Annotated in this window: 19 protein-coding genes; all 19 read left to right on the top strand. The window is 73.7% G+C overall.

The window, feature by feature from the left end; translation table 11 throughout:
* Positions 1-93 precede the first annotated feature (93 nt).
* The 19 genes from ACZ4O3_RS12325 (at position 94) to ACZ4O3_RS12235 (ending at position 19,841) form a co-directional block, all read left to right on the top strand.
* Positions 94-915 carry a helix-turn-helix transcriptional regulator gene (locus tag ACZ4O3_RS12325; protein WP_467722098.1) on the top strand — a complete coding sequence of 274 codons (822 nt, stop codon included), beginning with the start codon at positions 94-96 and terminating at the stop codon, positions 913-915.
* An 89-nt stretch (positions 916-1,004) separates the two neighbouring features.
* Positions 1,005-1,274, top strand: a complete 270-nt coding sequence (locus ACZ4O3_RS12320; RefSeq protein WP_362725773.1) for an acyl carrier protein — start codon at positions 1,005-1,007, stop codon at positions 1,272-1,274.
* Between the two features lie 33 nt (positions 1,275-1,307).
* The gene (locus ACZ4O3_RS12315; protein ID WP_362725776.1) at positions 1,308-2,594 is read left to right on the top strand and encodes a beta-ketoacyl-[acyl-carrier-protein] synthase family protein; all 1,287 of its coding nucleotides are present in this window, start codon (positions 1,308-1,310) and stop codon (positions 2,592-2,594) included.
* Complete coding sequence (locus ACZ4O3_RS12310; RefSeq protein ID WP_467722097.1) at positions 2,591-3,784, top strand: beta-ketoacyl synthase N-terminal-like domain-containing protein; 1,194 nt, start codon at positions 2,591-2,593, stop codon at positions 3,782-3,784. The genes ACZ4O3_RS12315 and ACZ4O3_RS12310 overlap by 4 nt, the downstream gene beginning before the upstream one ends.
* On the top strand, positions 3,781-4,845 hold the full coding sequence (locus tag ACZ4O3_RS12305; RefSeq protein WP_467722096.1) for a beta-ketoacyl synthase N-terminal-like domain-containing protein: 1,065 nt from the start codon (positions 3,781-3,783) through the stop codon (positions 4,843-4,845). Before ACZ4O3_RS12310 ends, ACZ4O3_RS12305 begins: the two co-directional genes overlap by 4 nt.
* Entirely contained in the window at positions 4,842-5,729 is an 888-nt protein-coding gene (locus tag ACZ4O3_RS12300) for an alpha/beta fold hydrolase (RefSeq protein WP_467722095.1), read from the top strand. The genes ACZ4O3_RS12305 and ACZ4O3_RS12300 overlap by 4 nt, the downstream gene beginning before the upstream one ends.
* 62 nt (positions 5,730-5,791) lie before the next feature.
* Positions 5,792-6,766 (top strand): acyl-CoA thioesterase, encoded by a 975-nt coding sequence (locus tag ACZ4O3_RS12295; protein ID WP_467722094.1) that lies wholly within the window; start codon positions 5,792-5,794, stop codon positions 6,764-6,766.
* Complete coding sequence (locus ACZ4O3_RS12290; protein ID WP_467722093.1) at positions 6,763-7,971, top strand: beta-ketoacyl-[acyl-carrier-protein] synthase family protein; 1,209 nt, start codon at positions 6,763-6,765, stop codon at positions 7,969-7,971. The genes ACZ4O3_RS12295 and ACZ4O3_RS12290 overlap by 4 nt, the downstream gene beginning before the upstream one ends.
* Positions 7,968-9,056, top strand: a complete 1,089-nt coding sequence (locus ACZ4O3_RS12285; protein WP_467722092.1) for a beta-ketoacyl synthase N-terminal-like domain-containing protein — start codon at positions 7,968-7,970, stop codon at positions 9,054-9,056. Before ACZ4O3_RS12290 ends, ACZ4O3_RS12285 begins: the two co-directional genes overlap by 4 nt.
* Positions 9,050-9,865 (top strand): SDR family oxidoreductase, encoded by an 816-nt coding sequence (locus ACZ4O3_RS12280; RefSeq protein ID WP_467722091.1) that lies wholly within the window; start codon positions 9,050-9,052, stop codon positions 9,863-9,865. The genes ACZ4O3_RS12285 and ACZ4O3_RS12280 overlap by 7 nt, the downstream gene beginning before the upstream one ends.
* A 60-nt stretch (positions 9,866-9,925) precedes the next feature.
* On the top strand, positions 9,926-11,041 hold the full coding sequence (locus ACZ4O3_RS12275; protein WP_467722090.1) for a beta-ketoacyl synthase N-terminal-like domain-containing protein: 1,116 nt from the start codon (positions 9,926-9,928) through the stop codon (positions 11,039-11,041).
* A 54-nt stretch (positions 11,042-11,095) separates the two neighbouring features.
* The gene (locus tag ACZ4O3_RS12270) at positions 11,096-11,359 is read left to right on the top strand and encodes an acyl carrier protein (protein WP_362730033.1); all 264 of its coding nucleotides are present in this window, start codon (positions 11,096-11,098) and stop codon (positions 11,357-11,359) included.
* Complete coding sequence (locus ACZ4O3_RS12265) at positions 11,356-11,796, top strand: 3-hydroxyacyl-ACP dehydratase FabZ family protein (protein WP_467722089.1); 441 nt, start codon at positions 11,356-11,358, stop codon at positions 11,794-11,796. The genes ACZ4O3_RS12270 and ACZ4O3_RS12265 overlap by 4 nt, the downstream gene beginning before the upstream one ends.
* On the top strand, positions 11,793-12,296 hold the full coding sequence (locus tag ACZ4O3_RS12260; RefSeq protein WP_362730028.1) for a 3-hydroxyacyl-ACP dehydratase FabZ family protein: 504 nt from the start codon (positions 11,793-11,795) through the stop codon (positions 12,294-12,296). The genes ACZ4O3_RS12265 and ACZ4O3_RS12260 overlap by 4 nt, the downstream gene beginning before the upstream one ends.
* 11 nt (positions 12,297-12,307) lie before the next feature.
* The gene (gene fabG, locus ACZ4O3_RS12255; protein ID WP_362730025.1) at positions 12,308-13,081 is read left to right on the top strand and encodes a 3-oxoacyl-[acyl-carrier-protein] reductase; all 774 of its coding nucleotides are present in this window, start codon (positions 12,308-12,310) and stop codon (positions 13,079-13,081) included.
* Positions 13,078-13,821: a DsbA family protein gene (locus ACZ4O3_RS12250; RefSeq protein ID WP_467722088.1), complete on the top strand. Its 744-nt coding sequence runs from the start codon at positions 13,078-13,080 to the stop codon at positions 13,819-13,821. Before fabG ends, ACZ4O3_RS12250 begins: the two co-directional genes overlap by 4 nt.
* 364 nt (positions 13,822-14,185) lie before the next feature.
* Entirely contained in the window at positions 14,186-17,764 is a 3,579-nt protein-coding gene (locus ACZ4O3_RS12245; protein ID WP_467722087.1) for an AMP-binding protein, read from the top strand.
* Complete coding sequence (locus ACZ4O3_RS12240) at positions 17,761-19,572, top strand: acyl-CoA dehydrogenase (protein WP_467722086.1); 1,812 nt, start codon at positions 17,761-17,763, stop codon at positions 19,570-19,572. The genes ACZ4O3_RS12245 and ACZ4O3_RS12240 overlap by 4 nt, the downstream gene beginning before the upstream one ends.
* On the top strand, positions 19,572-19,841 hold the full coding sequence (locus ACZ4O3_RS12235) for an acyl carrier protein (protein WP_362731657.1): 270 nt from the start codon (positions 19,572-19,574) through the stop codon (positions 19,839-19,841). Before ACZ4O3_RS12240 ends, ACZ4O3_RS12235 begins: the two co-directional genes overlap by 1 nt.
* Positions 19,842-19,914 lie beyond the last annotated feature (73 nt).

Raw genomic sequence — 19,914 nt, 5'->3', positions numbered from 1 at the left:
GGATGGACGCGGGAGTCGGTCCGCTCCGCGCTGGATGAATGTGTCCGTCTTTCTCTCGTAAAACCCGCGTGGGGCGCACCGGGCCATCTGCGCGTGGTGAGCCCGGAGGTCGCTCTCGCGGCGCTCCTGGCACGCCAGGAGAACGAGGTCCTGGAGCGGCAGCAGCAGCTCGCCGAGGCGCGGACGGAAGTGTCCCGGTTCATCGACGACTACCACGCGGTCCAGCGGGACCTGCGGGGCGCGGTGATCGAACGGCTCCACGGCCTGGAGGAGATCCGGTTCCGTATCGAGGAGCTGACCGGGAAGTGCGAGTCCGAGCTCCTCGCCTTCGCGACCGGGGGTCCGCAGAGCGAGGCCGCCCGCCTGGCCAGTCAGCCCCTGACCGAGAACCTGGCCGCACGAGGCGTGGGCAGGCGCAGCGTCTATCTGGAGAGCGTGTACAACGACCCGGCGACGGTGGAGCATCTGCGCTGGCTGCACGCGCACGGCGACGAGGTGCGCACCACGGCCTCGCTGCCGTGCCGGATGCTGGTGTTCGACCGCACCCACGCCGTGGTGCCCGCCGATCCCGACGACTCCGCCGCCGGAGCGTTCGTCCTGAACGGCCGTGGCGTCATCGTCGCGCTCTGCGACCTCTTCGAGCGGGCCTGGGCGAACTCCGCCCCGTTCGCCGGCGGCAGACCGCAGTACCGGGAGCGCAGCGACGGGGAGCTGACACCGCAGGAGAAGGCCGTCGTACAGCTGCTCGGCGAGGGGCTCACCGACGAGGTGGTCGCCCGCAAACTGGGCGTGTCCGTGCGCACCGGGCGCAGGATCACCGCCGAGCTGATGAGCCGGCTCGGCGCCCGCAGCCGTTTCCAGGCGGGGCTGCGCGCGGCACAGCTGGGCTGGATCGACGAAGCAGAGGCCGTATAGGCCGGGTATAGCCGCTCATTCCACTCTCGACCCATCACATGGATGGCTCAGTCGCCGAACTCCGGCACGGATCCCTCATTGGAGTCGAGATGACCAACGCGAGCGTGACGAACGGCCTTGACGCTGCCCGGAAGCAGGAGATCAAGGAGATCGTCTGCGACATTCTCGAGATCGACGAGGACGAGGTCACCGAGACCAGCCTCTTCAAGGAGGAGCACGACGCGGACTCGCTGCGTGCGATCGAGATCCTCGCCGCTCTGGAGCGGACCCAGAAGGTGACCATCGACCAGGCCGAACTCAGCCGCATGGTCAACCTGGAGGGCGTGTACGCGGTGGTGGCCGAAGCCGCCCGCCGCTGATCGCCGTCCCGACCGCCAGATGGGTGAGCTTCGATGAACGCTTCGATCAGCACGGACGCACGAGGTCACAGCGAGTCCCGGGGCCCGCGCCGGGGGACCGGCGGCCGTCGGGTGGTGATCACCGGTCTCGGTGTGGTCACCAGCATCGGCATCGGGGTCGAGGCCTTCACCGCCGGACTTCGTGAAGGGCGCAGCGGCGTCAAGCCGATCACCGCGTTCGACACGACCGGATTCGCCCATGCCAACGGCTGCGAGGTCACCGACTTCGAGCCCGGGCGCTGGATCACCCGGCAGCACCCCGAAGAGCTGGGCCGGGCCAGCCAGTTCTCGGTCGCCGCCGCACGGATGGCGGTCGAGGACGCGGGCCTGACCGACGCGGACGTACGCTCTCGCCGGTCCCTGGTGTCCGTGGGCACCACGGACGGCGAGTCCCGCGACCTGGACCAGCTGGTCGCCGCCGGCATGGAGACCGGTCCCGAGGAGTACGACCCCGGCGTGGCCCGGCGTGTGCCGGCCGGCCGGCTGTCGGCCGGCATCGTCCGCGAACTCGCGCTGCAGGACGTGGAGGCCGTGACGATCCCGACCGCGTGCGCGGCGGGCAACTACGCGGTCGGGTACGGCTACGACGCCCTGCGCAGCGGCGACGTCGACATCGCTCTGTGCGGCGGCGCCGACGCCGCCTGCCGCAAGACGTTCACCGGCTTCTACCGGCTCGGCACCGTCGCCCCCGAGGTCTGCCGTCCCTTCGACAAGGACCGCGAGGGCATCCTCACCGGCGAGGGCGCCGGCATCCTTCTCATGGAGAGCCTGGAGTCCGCCCTCGCCCGCGGGGCGCGCATCTACGCCGAGGTCCTCGGGTACGGGCTCGCCTGCGACGCCCTGCACCCGGTCGCCCCGGACCGCGACAGCATCGCGCGGACCATGGAGATCGCCCACCGCAACGCGGGCGTCACCCCGGACCAGATCGACTTCGTCTCCGCGCACGGCACCGGGACCAAGGCGAACGACATCACCGAAGCGGGCGCGGTTCGCCAGGTGTTCGGCCCACAGGCCATGCCGCGCACGGTCTCCATCAAGTCGATGATCGGCCACAGCATGGGCGCGGCCAGCGCCGTGTCGGCGGCGGCCTGCGCGCTGGCGATCACCGAGGGGTTCATCCCGCCGACGATCAACCACCGGGAGACCGACCCCGAGTGCGCCGTCGACTGCGTGCCCAACAGGGCCGTCGAGGCGGAACTGAACGTGGTGCAGAACAACGCCCTGGCCTTCGGGGGCAACAACGCCGTCCTGATCCTCGGTGCGTACCGGAGCGCGGCATGAGCTGGATCGTGACCGGGACGGGCGCCGTCGCGAGCATCGGCGGCAGCGTCCGCGAGATCTTCGACTCGCTGGTACTCGGCCGCAGCGGCCTCGGACCGCTGCGCGGCTACGACCACGACAAGTTCCGCGCGCGGATGGCGTACGAGATCGACGACCGCCCGGAACCCGGCGTGGACGTGCCGCTGCGCGCGACGCGCTGGCTGGAGCAGGCCGTCGCGGCGGCCGCGGCGGACGCGGGACTCGGGGAGGACCTCTCCCGCGTACCGGTCCTGGTGGGCACCACCCTGCGCGAGTTGCGCTCGGTGGAGCTGTCCTGGCGGGACGGGATCGCCTTCGACGCGTCCGACCTGCACTTCGGCACCATGCTGCGGCGTCGCTTCGGCGCGGCGGACACCCACACCGTGGCCAACGCGTGCTCGGCCTCGCTGTACACCCTGGCCCTGGGCGCGGACCTGCTCGACCTCGGTGAGGCGGACACCGTCGTGGTCGCCGGCGTCGACACCCTCACCGAGAGCACCTACGGGCTGCTCGACCGCTGCTACCCCGAAGCCCCCGACCGGCTCCGGCCCTTCGACCGGGGCCGGCGCGGAATGCTGCAGGGCGAGGGGGCGGTGGCCGTGGTGCTGCGCAGAGAGGCCGACGGCCCCGGACCCGCACCCCGGGTGCACGCCAGGGTGCGCGGCGTCGCGGTCAACTGCGACGCCTACCACCCGTCGGCCCCCGACGCCAAGAGCATCACCACCGTGGTCCACGAGGCGCACCGGCGCTCCGGTGTGCGACCCGCGGACATCGACCTGGTCATGCTGCACGGCACCGGTACGCCGCTGAACGACGAGGCCGAATCCACCGCACTGGGCTCGGTGTTCGCGGGGCTCACCCCGTCGCCGTACATGACCGCCATCAAGTCGATGACCGGCCACACCGCGGGTGCCTCGGGCCTGCACAGCCTGGTCGCGGCCGTCGACGTCCTGCGCACGGGGATCGTCCCGCCGACCGTGTACCTCGACGAGCCCGTGGCCGCGGTGGCGGGCTTCCGGCTGGTGCGCGGTACGGCCGAGCACGCACAGCAGCCGTTGCGGCTCGCACAGATCGATTCGTTCGGGTTCGGCGGACTCAACGCCGTGGCCGTCGTGGAGCGGTTCGAGGACCCCGGTGACAGCGCGGGCCGAGCGGAGGGAGCAAACCAGTGACGAGCGCATCCACGGCGCACGCCGTGATCACGGGGCTGGGCAGCGCCGTTCGCGGGGTGACGGGACCGGGAGGCCTGCTCGATCCGCTGCCCCCGGACCTCCGCCGGGCGGCGGACCCGGTCAGCCGGCTCAGTGGACGCGGCCTGCGCTACAAGGACCGGGCCACCAAACTCGCCATGGTCGCGGCCCGCGACGCGCTGCGCACGGCCGCGCTCACCGACGACGCCGGCGACCTTACGGTCCCCGGCGAGAGCGTCGGCGTGAGCGCCAGCACCAACTACGGCAACGTCGACACGGTCTGCGAGACCGTGCGGACGATCGCCGACGACAGCTACCTGGCGACCAGCCCCATGATGCTGCCCGCCACCTCCAGCAACGTCGTCGCCTCCTGGGTCGCCATCACGCACGGGCTGCGCGGTGTCAACCTGACCCTGTGCAACGGTCCGACCTCCGGTCTCGACGCCGTCAACTGGGCCCGGCTGATGATCGCTTCGGGCCGGGTCGAGCGGATGCTCGTCGTCGGGGTCGAGCCCGACAACCCCGCCGTGCGTCATGTCACGGACGTCCCCGAGGAGGCCCCGGACGACACGGGCGGCGCCCCCGACCTCTTCGACGGCGCGGTGGCGCTGGTCCTCGAGTCGGCCGCGTCGGCCGAGGCCCGGGGCGTGCGCCCGCTGGCCGCCGTGGGCCCGTACGCGCGCCGCGGCGACCACGCCGAGGCGGTGGCCGAGGTGCGGGGCCGGTGCCCGGGCCCGGTCGGACTGTGGTGCGTACCCGAACACCCCTACGGGGTACGGGCCCCCGCGCCGGGTCTCGGGGCCGCGGCGGGCAGTGTCCCGGTGCACGACCTGTGCGCGCTCCACGGCGCGGCGTCCGGCGCCCTCGGCGTGCTGCAGTGCGCGGCGGCGGCCGTCTGGCTGGACGACAGGAACGGCGTGGACGACGGGACGGTCCTGGTCAGCGCGGGCACCGGTGACGCCGGCGGGGACGACGCGAGCGCGGCGCTGATCCTGACCGCGCCGGACGTCCTCGCCCCCCGGCTCGCGGGCAGTACACGATGAGTGCGCAGGGCCCGCCGGGCCAGAACGCCGGGGCCGGGCCGGCCGGCCCCGGCGGCCTGCCGAGGACCGGCGGGCACCGGGCCGTCGTCCGCAGACGGCGTGCGGCCCCGGCCGCCGGGCCGTCGGGACGGGTCCTGCTGCTGCACGGCCTGGCGGGCAGCACGTCCGTATGGCGCGCGTACGACCGGCTGGCGGCGGACGGCGCCGAGATCTGGGAGGCCGTGCTGCCGTGGGGCGCCGAGGGGGACCCCGGCTGGAGCCTGCGGGACGACCCGTCGGACCACGTGGAGCACGCCCTGGACGCGGTGCCCGGCGGGGTGGACGTGCTCGTCGCGCATTCCTTCACGGCCGGGCCCGCGCTGGAGGTGCTCGCCGGCCGGGGTGCCGGGCGGGGACCGCGGGCCGCGGTGGTGATCGCCCCCTTCCACCGGCGCAGTCCCGCGGACTTCCGCTGGGACGACGCCCAGTACTACCTCGGCGGCTTCCACCGCATCCTGGAGGAGGGGCTGCGGATCGGCGCGGGCGACCGCATCGGTCCCGAACTGCGCAGCGCCATGGCTCTGCGGGTGCGGGACCGGATCGGGCCGTACGGCTGGCAGCAGTTCTTCGGCTCGTACCTGCGCAGCCCCTGGCTCGACGTGGACGCGCTGCGCCTGCCGGTGCTCGTGCTGGCCGGCGCCGACGACTTCGCCGCCCCGCCGGACGACGCCCGGGCGCTGGCCGGTGCCCTGCCCGACGGCAGGTTCCGGCTCCTCGCGGACTGCGGCCACTTCCCGATGGCCGAACAGCCGCAGCACTTCGCGGACGCCCTGCACGAACTGCTGCGTGAGGTGCTGCCCGGCCTCGCACGCGGTACGACGCCCGGCACCCGCGCCGCCTCCTGACCGTTCGTCCCCCCTGGCTCGCCCTGTTCCTGGCAACTCCACATCCACACACCGGAGTCGACGTGACTACCCACACCGCTGACCTCGCCGCCTCGGTCCCCGCCCTGAAGGAGCCCAGCCGACTGGAGATCCGCCCCCGCTACGAGGGCTCCAACATCTGCACCTGGATCGGATTCAAGCACGTCAACTACCTGGTCGAGGAAGCCGTCCTGAACCATCTCCGGCAGGCCGGCATCGCTCCGGGCACCCTCTACGAGACCTACGGCCTGTGCACGGACATCGTCGACATCGACACCCGCATCCTGCACGCCTTCCACATCGACGACACGGCCGTCGCCGAGGTCCGGCCGCACCGCAGGGCGAAGGACGGCGACCTGCTCTTCGCCGTCACTCTGCATGTACGCCGCGAGACCGTGCTGAAGGCCGTCACCTCGACCGTGCGGGTGCAACTCCGCCTCGACCCGCGCGGCGGCGGCGCGCAACCCGTGCCGGCCGCGCTCGCGCCCTTCGCCGTCGACCGGCTCGGCGCCGAGCCCGGCTGGACGGCGGAGCCCGTGGAGGTGGACCTCGCCGCCGCCGACCTGGTCAAGCAGCTGACCGCCGGACGCAACGCGTACGCCTGGAAGTTCCGGATCCCCTACTGGTACTGCCACTTCACCGAGCGCCAGCAGATGTCGGGCTACCTCCGTCTGATGGAGGAGGCCAAGGACCGCCTGGTCGCCGACCGCGGTGTGTCCATCAAGACGCTCCTGGACGAGCAGAACTGGATCCCGGTGGTGCCGCACTCGCGGATCACCGTCCTCGACGAGGCCCGCATGGAGGAGGACCTGTACGTGGTCCTCACCGTCGAGAGCGTCTTCAAGGGGTTCACCTACGACTCCCGCATGGACACCTACGTGGTGCGCGACGGCGAGCTCGTGCAGACCGCCACCGGCCGGATCACCCACGGCTACGCGGTGATCGAGAACCGCCGCGACTGGTCGCTGGTCTCCTTCGACGACCGGATGAACGCGGCCCTGGAGGGCCGGACGGCATGAGCCGTGAGGCCGAGGTCGTGGTCACCGGGGTCGGCGCCGTCACCTGCCACGGTGCCGGCGCGGACACGCTGTGGCAGGCCATGCGGACGGCCGCCGGCCGCCCGCCCGACCGGCCGGCTGACCCGCTCGCCCGGATGGACCTGCCCCTGATCAGCCTGGTGCCCGATCCCGACCTCACGGCCGAGCGAGCGACGCGGTTCGCCTCGCTCGCCGCCGCCGAGGCGCTGGCCGACGCCGGCCTCGACGCCGCGTCGCTGGCCGCCGCCCGCACGGCCGTGGTCGTGGGCAGTTGCATGGGCGAGCCGGGGTCCAACGAGCGCGGCCGGGGCGGCGGGGGCTGGCTGCCGCCGTTCCGCCTCGCGTCGGCGCTCGCCGCTGAACTGGGTCTGTTCGCCACCGTCCACGACGTCGCCAACGCCTGCGCGGCCGGCGGATACGCCCTGGGCATCGCGGCGGACCTGGTGCGCGCCGGCGAGGCGGACGTCGTCGTCGCCGGCGGCTCCGACCCGTACTCGCGCGTCGCCCTCGGCTGCTTCAACCGGCTCGGCGCCGTCGACCCCGAGCGCTGCCGTCCCTTCGAGAAGGACCGCGGCGGCACGGTCTTCGCCGAGGGCGCGGGCATCCTCGTCGTGGAGTCGGCCGCCCACGCCCGGGCGCGGGGTGTCCTGCCCCCCGACGGCGGAGCAGCGCGGGATCCCGGCCGGGTGCTGCGGCTGACCGGGACCGCCTGGAGCTGCGACGCCGACCATCCGACCGCTCCCCGGGCCGACGGCGAACAGATCGTCAGGGCCATGCGCGAGGCCCTGGGGAGCAGCACGGAGGTCGGCTGCGTGGTCCCGCACGGCACCGGCACCCGGCTCAACGACGTCCTGGAGAGCCGCGCCCTGCACCGGGTCCTCGGCGCAGGCGCCGCACGCGTGCCGCTGTACAGCCTCAAGGCGCTGCTCGGCCACACCGGCGGGGCGTCCGCCGCGCTCGCCGCGGTCGCGGCGGCGCAGATCCTGCGCCACGGCGTGATCCCGCCGAACGTGCCGCTCGAGGAGCAGGACCCCGAGTGCGAGGTGCTGCTGCCCCAGGGCGACGCGGTGCCGCTGCCCACGACGGCCCGCCGGGTGCTGGTCAACGCGTACGGGTTCGGCGGGAACAACGCCTCCCTGGTACTGGCCGCCGGACCCGGACCCGACGACGGGGGTGAGCCGTGGTGAGCACCCGGCATCCGGCCCCCGCCGAACTGGCCGTCACCGGTGTGGGGGTCGTCTCCCCGTGGGGTGACGACCCGCGGACGGCCGCGGCGGGCGGGGCCGCCCCGTCCCCGGACACCGAGTGGTTCGACCACCGTGCGCGGCTCGGTCCACGCGGCTACAAGTACCTGCCCGCGGCCGCCCGGTACGCCCTCGCCGCCGCCCGCGCCGCGCTCGCGGACGGCGGCCGTCCGAAGGCGCACCCGGCGGACCGGCGCGGCCTCGTGTTCGCCACCAACGCCGGGCTCGCCGGCCTGTTCGACAGCATGGACGCCACCGTCGCCGCCGAGGGCTCGGGCGGCATCTCGCCGGCCTCGGCCCCGTACTTCGCGGTCAACGTCCTCGGCAACCGGCTGGCCGCCGAACTCTCGCTGAACGGCTTCGCCCTGACCGTCGCCACCGCCCGCACGGCAGCCCTGGACGCCCTGTCCACCGGTGCCCTCGCCCTGGCCTCGGGACGGTCCGACACGCTGGTGACGGCCGCGGCCGAGGAACCCGTCGCGGCCGCCCGCGGCGGCGGAGGCGAGACGGGCGCCGTGGCCCTCACACTGGAACTCGCCGCCGCGGCCCGGGCCCGGGACACCGAGGTGCGCGCCCTCCTGCGGACCCGCTCGCTGTTCGTACCGCCCGCCGCGCTGGCGGACGCCACCGGGCGGGCCCGTGCCGGCCGCGTCCTGGCCGCCGCGCTCACCCAGGTGCTCGCTCCGGCGGGCCCGCCCCCGACCGTGCACCTGGACCTGGACTCCTCGGCGGTCTCCGAGGCGGTGGCCGCGGCGGTCACCGGCATCCGGGTCCATCCACCGGAGCCGGCCGCCGAAGGCCCGAACCCGGACGGGGTGCCCGAGGAGGACGACCCCGCCGGAACCGGCCGCCCCCTCCCGCCGTACCGCACCGGCTGCCTGGGCCCCGCCCTCGCCGTCGCCCGGGCCGTCACCGCGCACGGGGGCGGCGAGCGGCTCGTGGTCTGCGCGACCGGTGCCGGTCAGGTGGCCCTGGTCGGCGTCAGCCCCGTACCGCCCCCACCACACACAGGAGTGACACCATGCTGAAGCCGCTCGAGGGGAGCTGGTGCCTGGTCCTCGGGGCCTCCAGCGGTATCGGCCGGGCCATCGCCAGCGGCCTCGCCGACGAGGGCGTCAACATCGCCGGGGTGCACTTCGACACGGCGGCGCGCACCGAGGAGGTCGAGGCACTGGTCTGCGGCCTTCGCGCCCGGGGCGTCGAGACGCACTTCTTCAACGCCAACGCCGCAGCGCGCGCCACCCGCGAACGGGTCGTCGCCGAACTGGCCGGACTGACCGGTGCCGGAGGCGGTGTCCGCATCCTGGTGCATTCGCTGGCCTTCGGGACCCTGGTGCCCTTCCTGCCGCGCGACGGCCGGCAGAAGCCGGTCACCGCACGGCAGTTGGAGATGACGCTCGACGTCATGGCCAACAGCCTCGTGTACTGGACGCAGGACCTGCACGGCGCGGGACTGCTGCGCACGGGTTCCAAGGTCTACGCGATGACCAGCGCCGGCACCTCGCAGCACCTGCCCAGTTACGGCGCGGTCTCCGCGGCCAAGACCGCCCTGGAATCCCATGTCCGCCAGCTGGCGTGCGAGTTGGCCACCAGCGGCATCGCCGTGAACGCCCTGCGCGCGGGCACCACCGACACCCCCGCCCTGCGCCGCATCCCCGAACACGCCGGGTACCTCGAGCGTGCCGCGGAGAACAACCCGCACGGCCGTCTGACACGCCCCGAGGACGTCGCCGACGCAGTCGCGCTGCTCTCCCGGACCGAGTCCTCGTGGCTGACCGGCAACACCATCGGCGTGGACGGCGCGGAACTGCACGCCGCCGCCGGTGCGTGGGGCTGAGCCCCGCCGGCCGTGACCCCTGCGACTTCCACCGACTTCCACCTTCAGGAGCAGACAGCGATGAGTCTCAGTCCCGCCACCGGGGCGGACCCGGACACCCTGGTCGTGTCCGGCTGGTCCGCGACGTCGCCGTACGGGCTCGGCGCCGGTCCGTTCACCGAAGGCGTACGGAACAAGCGGACGGCGGTGCGGACCGGCGACGGCGCCGCGGACCTCGGTCCCTACGAACGGGCGGGCCGCATACCCGGCTTCGACATCCGCGCCGTGCTGGGCCGCAAGGGAACCCGCGCCATGGACCGCGCCACCGCCCTCGCCGTCGCCACCGCCGGCCTGCTGCTGGAGCAGGCGGGCCCGGGTCTCGCGCAGGACCACCCGGAGGCGGTGGGCATGGTGCTGGGCACCGGGCACGGCAGCGTGCAGAGCATCATGGACTTCACCCGGGACTCCCTGACCGGGGAGAAGCCCTTCCACGTCGATCCGGCGCTCTTCCCGAACACGGTGATGAACCGGGCCGCCGGCCAGAGCGCCATCTGGCACACGCTGCGAGGCCCCAACACCACGGTGGCGGGCGGTGCGGTGACCGGACTGCTGGCGCTCAACTACGCGACGCGGCTGCTGCGGCAGGGACACTGCGAGGCCGCGCTGTGCGGGGCCGTCGAGGAGTTCTCGGCCGAGCGCGCCTGGCTGGAGTACCGGGCCCGTACCGGCGGCCCGCACCGACAGCCCGCGGGTCCCCTCGGCGAGGGCTGCGCGCTGTTCCTGCTCGAACCGCTCGCCAGGGCCCGCGCCCACGGCCGTACCGCTCTCGCCGTATTGGGCGGAGCCCGGTTCATCTCCTTCGCCGACCCCGAGCGGGCCGACGAGGCCCTCGGGCGGGCCGTCACCGAGGCCCTGAAGGAGGCCGACGTGCGTCCCGAGGAGGTCGGCCTGCTGGTGCCCTCGGACAGCGGAGGACCGCTCGGCGCCCGTGAGGACGCGGCGCTCGCGGGCATCTTCGGCGAGCACCGGCCGGACCGGCTGCGGCTGCGCAGACTCACCGGCGACTGCGGTGCCGCCTCCGCGTCCCTCCAGCTCGCCGCCGCCCTCACCACGGAAGCGGACCGGCCGGTCCTGGTCACCTCCCTCGACCCGGACGGCCAGACCGGCGCGGTCGTCCTGCGCGCCGGCACCGGCTGACGCCCGCGCACCCCCGCCCGTAATCCACCACCACCGAAAGGACACGTGCAGGCCATGGCCGACATCACCACATCCGGGCTCGACAAGGAGCAACTGCGTCACCTGGTGGCCGACGTCCTAGATCTGGACGTGGCCGAGGTCACCGACGACGCCCACTTCATGGACGACCTGGACGTCGACTCCCTGATGGCACTGGAGATCACCGTGCGCCTGGAGAAGGAGTACGGGGTCCGGCTCGCCGAGACCGAGCTGACCTCGATCACCTCCCTCCAGGGCACTTACGAACTGCTCGACGGCAAGCTGCGGGAGACCCGGTGAGCGCCGCCTCGCCGCTGGGCGACCTGGAACTGATCCGCACCGGCGCCACGGGCGCGGCCACGGTCTTCGAAGCCCCCGAGGACGACGACCCCGTCCTCGCCGGGCACTACCCGGGCTTTCCGGTGCTGCCCGGCGTGTTCCTCATCGAGGCCACGGATCGCACGGTGCGCCAGTGGGCCAGGACCAACGTGCCCGCGGCGGACGGCGCCGACATCGCGCTCGTCGCCATGGACCGCTGCCGATTCCACCGGCCCGTCCTCCCCGGCGACCGCGTCCTGTCCGACGTGTCCGTCGTCGACAACGCGGCCGGGCTGCTCTTCAAGGCGGCCGTCGCCACCAACCGCGGCAAGGTCGCCGACATCCGCCTGCGCTACCGCCTGCACGAGCACGAGCACGAGCACGAGCACGAGCACGACGAGGAAGAGGACACCCCGTGACCGGGTACGGCGTCTGCCGGATCAAGAAGACCATCCCGCACCGGGGGGAGATCCTCCTGGTCGACCGCGTCACGCGGGTCAGGCCGGGTGAGACCCTGACCGCGCTCAAGGCGGTCTCCGGCAACGAGCCCTGCTACGCCCGGCTCGGCCCGGAAGCGGCTGCGGCCGACTACGCCTACCCCACCTCCCTCGTCATCGAGTCGTGGGCGCAGTCCGCGGTGCTGCTGTCGGTGTGGGACACCCCCAATCCGGACGTGCTGGCCGGGAAGCTCGAACTGGCGGGCGCCATCAACGAGGTGACGGTCGGCGTCCGCACCTACCCGGGTGACGTGCTGGAACACCGGGTGCGCCTGGTGAAGTCGGCCGGTGAGACGGCGGTCCTCGCGGGTGAGACGTACGCCGCCGGCCGCGAGGTGCTGCGGGTCGGCTCGTTCGTGGTGGCGCTGCGCGACGTCGAGGACCTGCGCCCGGCAGCGGACCGCACCGCGCTGAACGTCTGAGGAGGGACGCAATGTCTGCACAGGATGCACAGCCCCCGCGGGACGCGGAGAGCGGCAGGGTCGCGCTGGTCACCGGCGGGTCGCGCGGCATCGGCCGGGCGGTCGTCGAGCGCCTGGCCAGGGACGGCTACGACATCGGTTTCTGCTACCGCTCCGACGACCAGGCTGCGGCCCTGGTGGAGAAGCAGGTACGGGCGGCGGGACGCCGGGTGCTCGCGCGCCGCGTGGACGTGGCGGACGGCGCACAGGTGCGTGACTTCGTCGCCGCGGCCGAGGAGGAACTCGGCGCGCCGTCGGCCGCGGTCACCTCGGCCGGCATCACCCGGGACAGCCCGCTGGTCCTGATGCCGGACGAGGACTGGGACGCGGTCGTCCGCACCAACCTCGACGGCACCTACCACCTGTGCCGCGCGGTCGTCTTCCCGATGGTCAGACGAGGCGGCGGCACGGTGGTCACCCTCTCCTCGGTGGCCGGTGTGGCCGGGAACGCGGGACAGACCAACTACTCGGCGTCGAAGGCCGGGATCATCGGTTTCACCCGCTCCTTCGCCAAGGAGGCCGGCCGGCACGGGATCCGTGCCAACGCGGTGGCGCCCGGCTTCATCGACACCGACATGACGTCGGTGCTGCCGCCGAAGACGGCCAAGGAGATGCTGGGCCGCATCCCGCTCAAGCGCTTCGGCAGCGCCGACGACGTCGCCTCGCTGGTGTCCTTCCTGGTCTCGCCCGAAGCGTCGTACATCACGGGCCAGGTGTTCCAGGTGGACGGCGGTATCGCCCTGTGAGCACCGGGGCCCGGGGGGGCCGGCGCACCAGGCGGCCCCCGCGTTTCTACTTCTCGCTGCGCAGCCCGTACTCCTGGCTCGCCTACCGGGACCTGCTCCGGTCGCATCCGCGCACCGCCGGCGCCCTGGAGTGGGTGCCGTTCTTCGAACCGGACGAGCTCAGCCGGAAACTGCTGGCCGAGGCCGGCGGCAGCTTCCCCTACACCCCCATGTCCCCGGAGAAGCACCGCTACATCCTCCAGGACGTCCGGCGCCTTGCCGAGGACCGGGGACTGACGTTCGGCTGGCCGGTGGACCGGGATCCCGTGTGGGAGATTCCGCACCTCGGGTACCTGGCGGCGGCCCGGTACGGCCGGGGACCCGAGTACATCGCACTCGCCGCCCGGGCCCGCTGGGAACGGGGACAGGACATCTGCGACCGGTCGGTGATCGCCGGGTTCGGCGGCGAACTTGGCCTGGACCCCGGGGAACTGGCCGGCGCCTGCGACGACCCGGAGCTCCGCGCGGAGGGGGTGCGGATCCTGCTGGAGATACAACGCGACGGTGTCTTCGGTGTCCCCTTCTTCGTCGATCACTACGACAAGTACTGGGGCGTCGACCGGCTGCCCGCGTTCGTCGCGGCACTCGCCGGGTCGAACCCGTCGCCCGCCGGGCCCGCGGACGGTGACCCGGATGCCCCCGGGACCCCGCTCGCACCCGAACGGTCCGTCGACGACGGACACGCGGGGGGCTGCGGCTGAGCCACCCGGACCGCCGTGCGGCACCGCCGTGCTCGGGGTGCGGTGCCGTACGGCGGCCCGGTCCCGGGCTCGCCGCGTGTGCTGTCGCGGCCTGTCGTGTGGCGCCTGCCTGTTGGGGGGTGTCGTACGGCGGCTCGTCCCTGGGGCTGCCGCGTGGGACACCGCGGTTCGTCGTGTGGCGCCTGCCTGTCGGGGGCGTCGTACGGCGGGCCGCCACCGGGTGCGGATCCGAGGTCCGTCCCGTCCGTCGTCGGGGTGCCGCAAGACCGCGTATAGGAGCCGCATAGCGGACGTCGGTTGGCTGGCGCCCGTACCGCTGCTGTGCGAACGCGGCCGGTAAGGCCGCAGAGGGTGAGTAGTTGGGGTGACCGACTTCGAGAGCTTCGTCGGCGCACTGCGCCGCAGGGCTGCACAGGAGCCCGCGCACAGCGCCGTCCGCTTCGCCGGACCGACCGAGGAGGATCTGTCGTACGGCGAACTCGACCGGCTGGCCAGGTCCGCCGCGCAGTGGCTCGGGCGGCGGACGGCGCCCGGCGAGCGGGTGCTGGTGTGCTGCGGCCCCGGCACCGGCTTCGTGCGCGCCTTCCTCGCCTGCCTCTACGCGGGTGCGGTGCCGGTACCGGTGCCCCTGCCCGGGGGATTCGGGCGCCAGGAGTCGCGCACCGCGGCGATCGCCGCCGACACCGGGGCGCGGCTGCTGCTGACCGACGAGGCGGGACTGCCGTCCGTGACCCGCTGGCCGGCGGCCGACCCGGCCGAGCTGCCGGCCCTGGCCGTGGCTTCGTTGGAGACGGCCGAACGCGCGGGCGACGCCACGCTCTGGAGCGAACGTCCGGTGGAGCCGCGGACGTTGTGCTTCCTGCAGTACACCTCCGGCTCCACCAGCGACCCGAAGGGCGTCATGGTCCAGCACGGTGCGCTCCTGCACAACCTGCGCCTGATGCGGGACAGCCACGGCTGGCACGGCGGCATGACCTGGTGCAGCTGGCTGCCCGCCCACCACGACATGGGGCTCATCGCCATGATGCTCGCCCCGCTCCACCTGGGCGGCACCGCCGTGCTGATGTCACCCACCGACTTCCTCAAGCATCCCCTCTCCTGGCTGCGGCTGATCGAGCGGCACGGTGCCGAGATCAGCTGCGCCCCGAACTTCGCCTACGACCTGTGCGCACGGCACCTCACCGAGGAGCAGACCGCCGGACTCGACCTGTCCCGGTGGACGTACGCGTGCAACGGCGCCGAGCCGGTCGACGCCGCGACCCTGACCCGCTTCGCGGAGCGCTTCGCGGGCGCGGGCTTCTCGGCACGGTCCCTGCTGCCCGGCTACGGACTGGCCGAGGCCACGCTCTACGTCTCGGGCACGCCGGCCGACGAGCCGCCGACCGTCCTGCGCGCCGACGCCGCGGCCCTGGCCCGCGACGAGGTGGCCGAAGCCGGGCCGGGCGCGGCGGTGCGGCCGCTGGCGAGCAGCGGTGTGGTGCGCGACCTCGACGTGCGGGTCGTGGACGCCGCGACCGCGACCGAACTCCCCGAAGGGGCGGTCGGAGAGATCTGGATCCGCGGCTCCAGCGTCGCCCTCGGCTACTGGAACCGTCCCGAGGAGACCCGGCGGACCTTCCACGCGGTGACCGCGGACGGTCACGGCCCCTTCCTGCGCACCGGTGACCTGGGGGCACTGCGGTCCGGGCAGCTCTACGTCACCGGCCGTCTCAAGGAAATGATCATCGTGCACGGGCGGAACCTCTATCCGCACGACATCGAACGCGAACTGCGCGACCTCGACGAGGCGTTCACCGAACTGCCCGCCGCCGTCTTCGGGTGCCGGCCCGGCGACGGAGCCGCCGAACAGGTCGTGGCGGTGCAGGAGGTACGCGGCCGTGGCCGCTCCGCCGGCGAGCTGACGGCGCTGGCCCGTACCGCGCGGGCCGGGCTCGCCCGGCGCCTCGGGGCCCGGGTCGGAGGCGTCGTCCTGGTCAGACCGGGACGGATCAGCCGGACCACGAGCGGCAAGATCCGGCGCACCCGGATGCGGACCCTCTTCGAGAGCGGCGAACTGGCGGTGCTCCACGAGGAGTTGTCAGCCGAACTGCGTGCCGCCTTCCGAGCCACGGCACGCCCCGCCCGGTCCGGTCGCCGGATGACCGTGCCGTCCCCGCCGGATGGGGCCGACTGGGACCCGCTGGCGCTGGCCCGGGAGCTGGAGGCCCGCCTCGGCGACCCGCGCGACGACGGCCGGGAGTTGTCCTACCGGCGCCTGGCGGAACTCGACCGGACCGAGGCGTTTCCCGGGGCGGCCTGCCGGGAGCTGGAGGCACTGGGGGTGCCGCGCTGGTTCGTGCCCGCCGAACACGGCGGCGCACTACGCAGCAGCGAGGAGCTGTCGCAGCTGATAAGGACTCTCTCGCGCCGCGACTTCACCTCCGCCCTCGTCCATGCCAAGACCTATCTGGGGGCCGTGTCCATATGGGTGGCGGGCCGCAGGGAGCAGGCCAAGGCGCTGGCCAGACGGATCGACCAGGGTGCCGTCGTCTCGCTGGCGGTCACCGAACAGGCCCATGGCAGCGACCTGCTGGCCGGCGGGCTCCTGGCCGAACGCACCGAGCGGGGCTGGCGGCTGCGGGGCGAGAAGTGGCTCATCAACAACGCGACCCGGGCCGACCTCGTCTGCGTCCTGGCCCGCACGAGCCCGGAGGGAGGCAGCCGCGGCTTCAGCCTGTTCCTGGTCGACAAGGCCCGGCTGGACCGGGACGCCTGGCGTCCGCTGCCGCGGGTGGCGACGCACGGCGTGCGGGGCGCGGACATCAGCGGCATCGCCTTCGACGGCGCCGAGATACCCGCCGACGCCCTGGTGGGACGGGAGGGCGAGGGGCTGGAGACGGTTCTCAAGGGCTTCCAGATCACCCGCACGCTGTGCTCCGCGATGTCCCTGGGAATGACGGACCACGCGCTGCGCGTCGCCGTCGGCTTCGCCCGTACCCACCAGCTGTACCGGCGCTCGCTCACCGAACTCCCGCACGCCGCGCGCACTCTGGCCGAGTGCTACGCCGACCTGCTGGCCATGGAGGCGGTGAGCCTGGTCGCGACCCGCTCCGTGCACACCCTGACCGAGGAGCAGAGCGTGGTGTCGGCCGCGGTCAAGTACCTGGTGCCGACCCTGGGCGACGAGGTGATCGGCACGCTGCGCGGACTGCTCGGCGCCCGGGCGATGCTGGTGGCGGAATTCGCCGACGGCGCCTTCCAGAAGCTGGAGCGGGATCACCGTATCGTCGGCATCTTCGACGGCAGTACGGCCGTCAACCTCAACTCCCTGATCAACCAGTTCCCCGTGCTGTGCCGCGGCTGGCACAGGCGGCTCGCCGACCTCGACGGCGTCGCCGCGGCCGCCCGGCTCGACGCACCGGCGCCCGTCCTCGACCACGGCCGGCTCACCCTGTACGCCCGGTCCGGTGCCGGCGTCGTGCAGTCCCTGCCCGAGGCCGTGCGCCGGGTCCGCGAGACGGCGCCGCCCGCCGTGGCCGACCGTGCCCGGGCGCTGCTCGCCGCCGCGGACGAGGTGCACGAGGACATGGCCGCCCACCGGCACAGCGCGCGCGCCGTGCCCGCCTCGGCCTTCGCGTCGGCCCGCCGGTACGCCCTGGTGTACGCGGGTGCGGCGAGCCTGCACCTGTGGCTGGAGAACGAGGGCACCGCCCGGGCCCAGGGCCCGCTGTGGGAGGGCGCCGCCTGGCTGGACGCCGTGCTGGCCCGTCTGCTGTACCGCCTGACCCGGGTGCCCGACCTGGACGACGCCGACGGCCCGGCCCTGGACCGCCTGCTGCCCGCGCTGTACGCGCAGGCCGAGCAGGGACTGCTGTTCTCGCTGCTGCGGTGCCCGACGGCCGAGAGCACCGCACCGCACGGCACGGCGCCCGACCCCTCCCGTACGACGAAGGACGCGGCATGACGGACCTGCTCACCACCGGCGCGACCGGGCGCCCGGTGCGCCGTGACACCACCCTGGAGCGCATCCGTCGTCTGGAGGACCTGCTCGGTGACCCGGACGACGTGGACAACCCGCTCGGCCTGCGGGCCGTCCTGGACGCCGACGAACGGGGGGAACTGCTGCCCGAGGGGGAGCGGGCCCTGTCCGCGTTCGGGCTCGGGGCCGAGTTCGTCCCGGCCGCGCTCGGAGGGCGTTTCGTGCGCGCCGACCGGTTCGCGCTGCTCATGCGGAGCCTGTTCCGGCGGGACTGCAGCCTGGGCATCGGCCACGGGGTCACCAGCTTCATCGCGGGCCTGCCGGTCTGGGCGGACGGCAGCGCCGGGCAACAGCGCAGAGCGGCCGAGCTGCTGTGCGGCGGCGGCCGGATCGTCGCCGCCTACACCGAACTCGACCACGGCAGCGACTTCGCGCGCGTGTCGCTCGCCGCCCGGCCGGCACCGGGCGGCGGCTACCTCCTCGGCGGAGGAAAGCAGCTGGTCAACAACGTCGGCCGGGCCGAGGCCGCCGTGCTGTTCGCCCGTACCGACGACCGGCCGGGCAGCCGCGGCCACTCGCATCTGCTGGTGGACCTCGACGCGCTGCCCGCCGGGGACGTGGACCGCTCCGCCCGGTACGCCACCTCGGGCGTGCGCGGCTGCCTGCTCGGCGGCATCGCCTTCGACGACTGCGCCGTACCGGCCGACGCGCTGCTCGGCGCCGAGGGCGGCGCCCTGGAGACGGTCCTGAAGGTGTTCCAGGTGACCCGGTGTGTGCTGCCGGGCATGGTGGTGGGCGTCGGGGACGCACAGCTGCGCGCGGTCCTCGCCTTCGCGGGGGAGCGCCGGCTGTACGGGCGGCCGGTGAGCGCCCTGCCACTGCCCCGCTCCGTGCTGACCGACGCCTTCACCGACCTGCTGATCTGCGACGCGCTGTCCATGGTCGCCGCCCGGTCGCTGCATCTGCTGCCCGAGGAGGCGAGTGTCCGGTCGGCGGCCGTGAAGTACCTGGTGCCGAAAATCCTGCAGGAGAGTTCGTACCGGCTGGGTGTGCTGCTGGGGGCGCGCGGCTACCTGCGCGAAGGCCCGTACGCCGGCTTCCAGAAGGCGGCCCGCGACCTGCCCGTGGTCGCGCTCGCCCACGCGAGCGGGGCCGTGTGCCTGTCGAACATCGTGCCGCAGCTGCCACGGCTCGCCGAGCGGGCCTGGCAACCGGCCCTGGACCGTGCACCCTCCGTATCCACCGCCCCCGAGGCCCTGTTCCGCCTCCACGACCCGCTGCCCGAACTCGACTTCGCCCGGCTCGAACTCACCAGCCGTGGCGCGGACGGCCTCGCCGGTGCACTCCCCGGGCTCGCCGACGAGCTCGCCGAGGAGTCGGCGGACCGGCCGGAGCTCGCCGAACTCGCCCGACTGGCCGCCATGTTCACGGACACGCTGGCCGACCTGGCTCGGCGGGCCGGCTCGCTGCCGCCCCGGGACCGCACGCCGGTGGCGGGACGGCGGGCCTTCCTGCTGGCCGAGCGGTACGTCCTCCTCCTCGCGGCCGCCGCTTGCCTCGGCGTGTGGCGGGCGGCCGGTTCCGGCGATCCCTTCCTCGCCGATCCGCTGTGGGTCACCGCGGCGCTGCGGCGGCTCGCCGAACACCTGGGGCTGCGCCCCGGTCCGCTGCCCGACCCCGCCGCCGAGGCGATGTTCGAGGAACTCACCGAACGGCACCGGGGCGCCCGCACCTTCGACATGTTCCGTACCGGGCTCGCCACACCGGCAGGGCCCGACAAGGGAGTTGACTGATGACCGAAGCCACTGTCCCGTCCGCCGTCTCGTCCGAGCCGGTCCGCACCTGGTTGGTCGGCCGCGTCGCCTACTACCTGGAGTGCGCGCCGGCCGATGTCGACGCGAGCGCGCAACTCACCGAACTGGGACTCGACTCCGTGTACGCGCTGAGCCTCTGCGGCGACGTCGAGGACCACTACGGGCTCGTCGTGGAGCCCACCATGGCCTGGGACCACCCGACCGTCGACGCGATCACCGCGTACCTCGCGGCCGAACTGGCCCGGTAGACCAGCCCGTTTCGCCGTGACCTCTCCGGGAAGGGGCGCCGTGCCCGAGAAAACGTTCCCAGGCATTCTCTCG

This window comes from Streptomyces sp. NPDC026515, from assembly GCF_055567595.1.
This window is presented reverse-complemented; position numbering and strand designations above follow the sequence as displayed.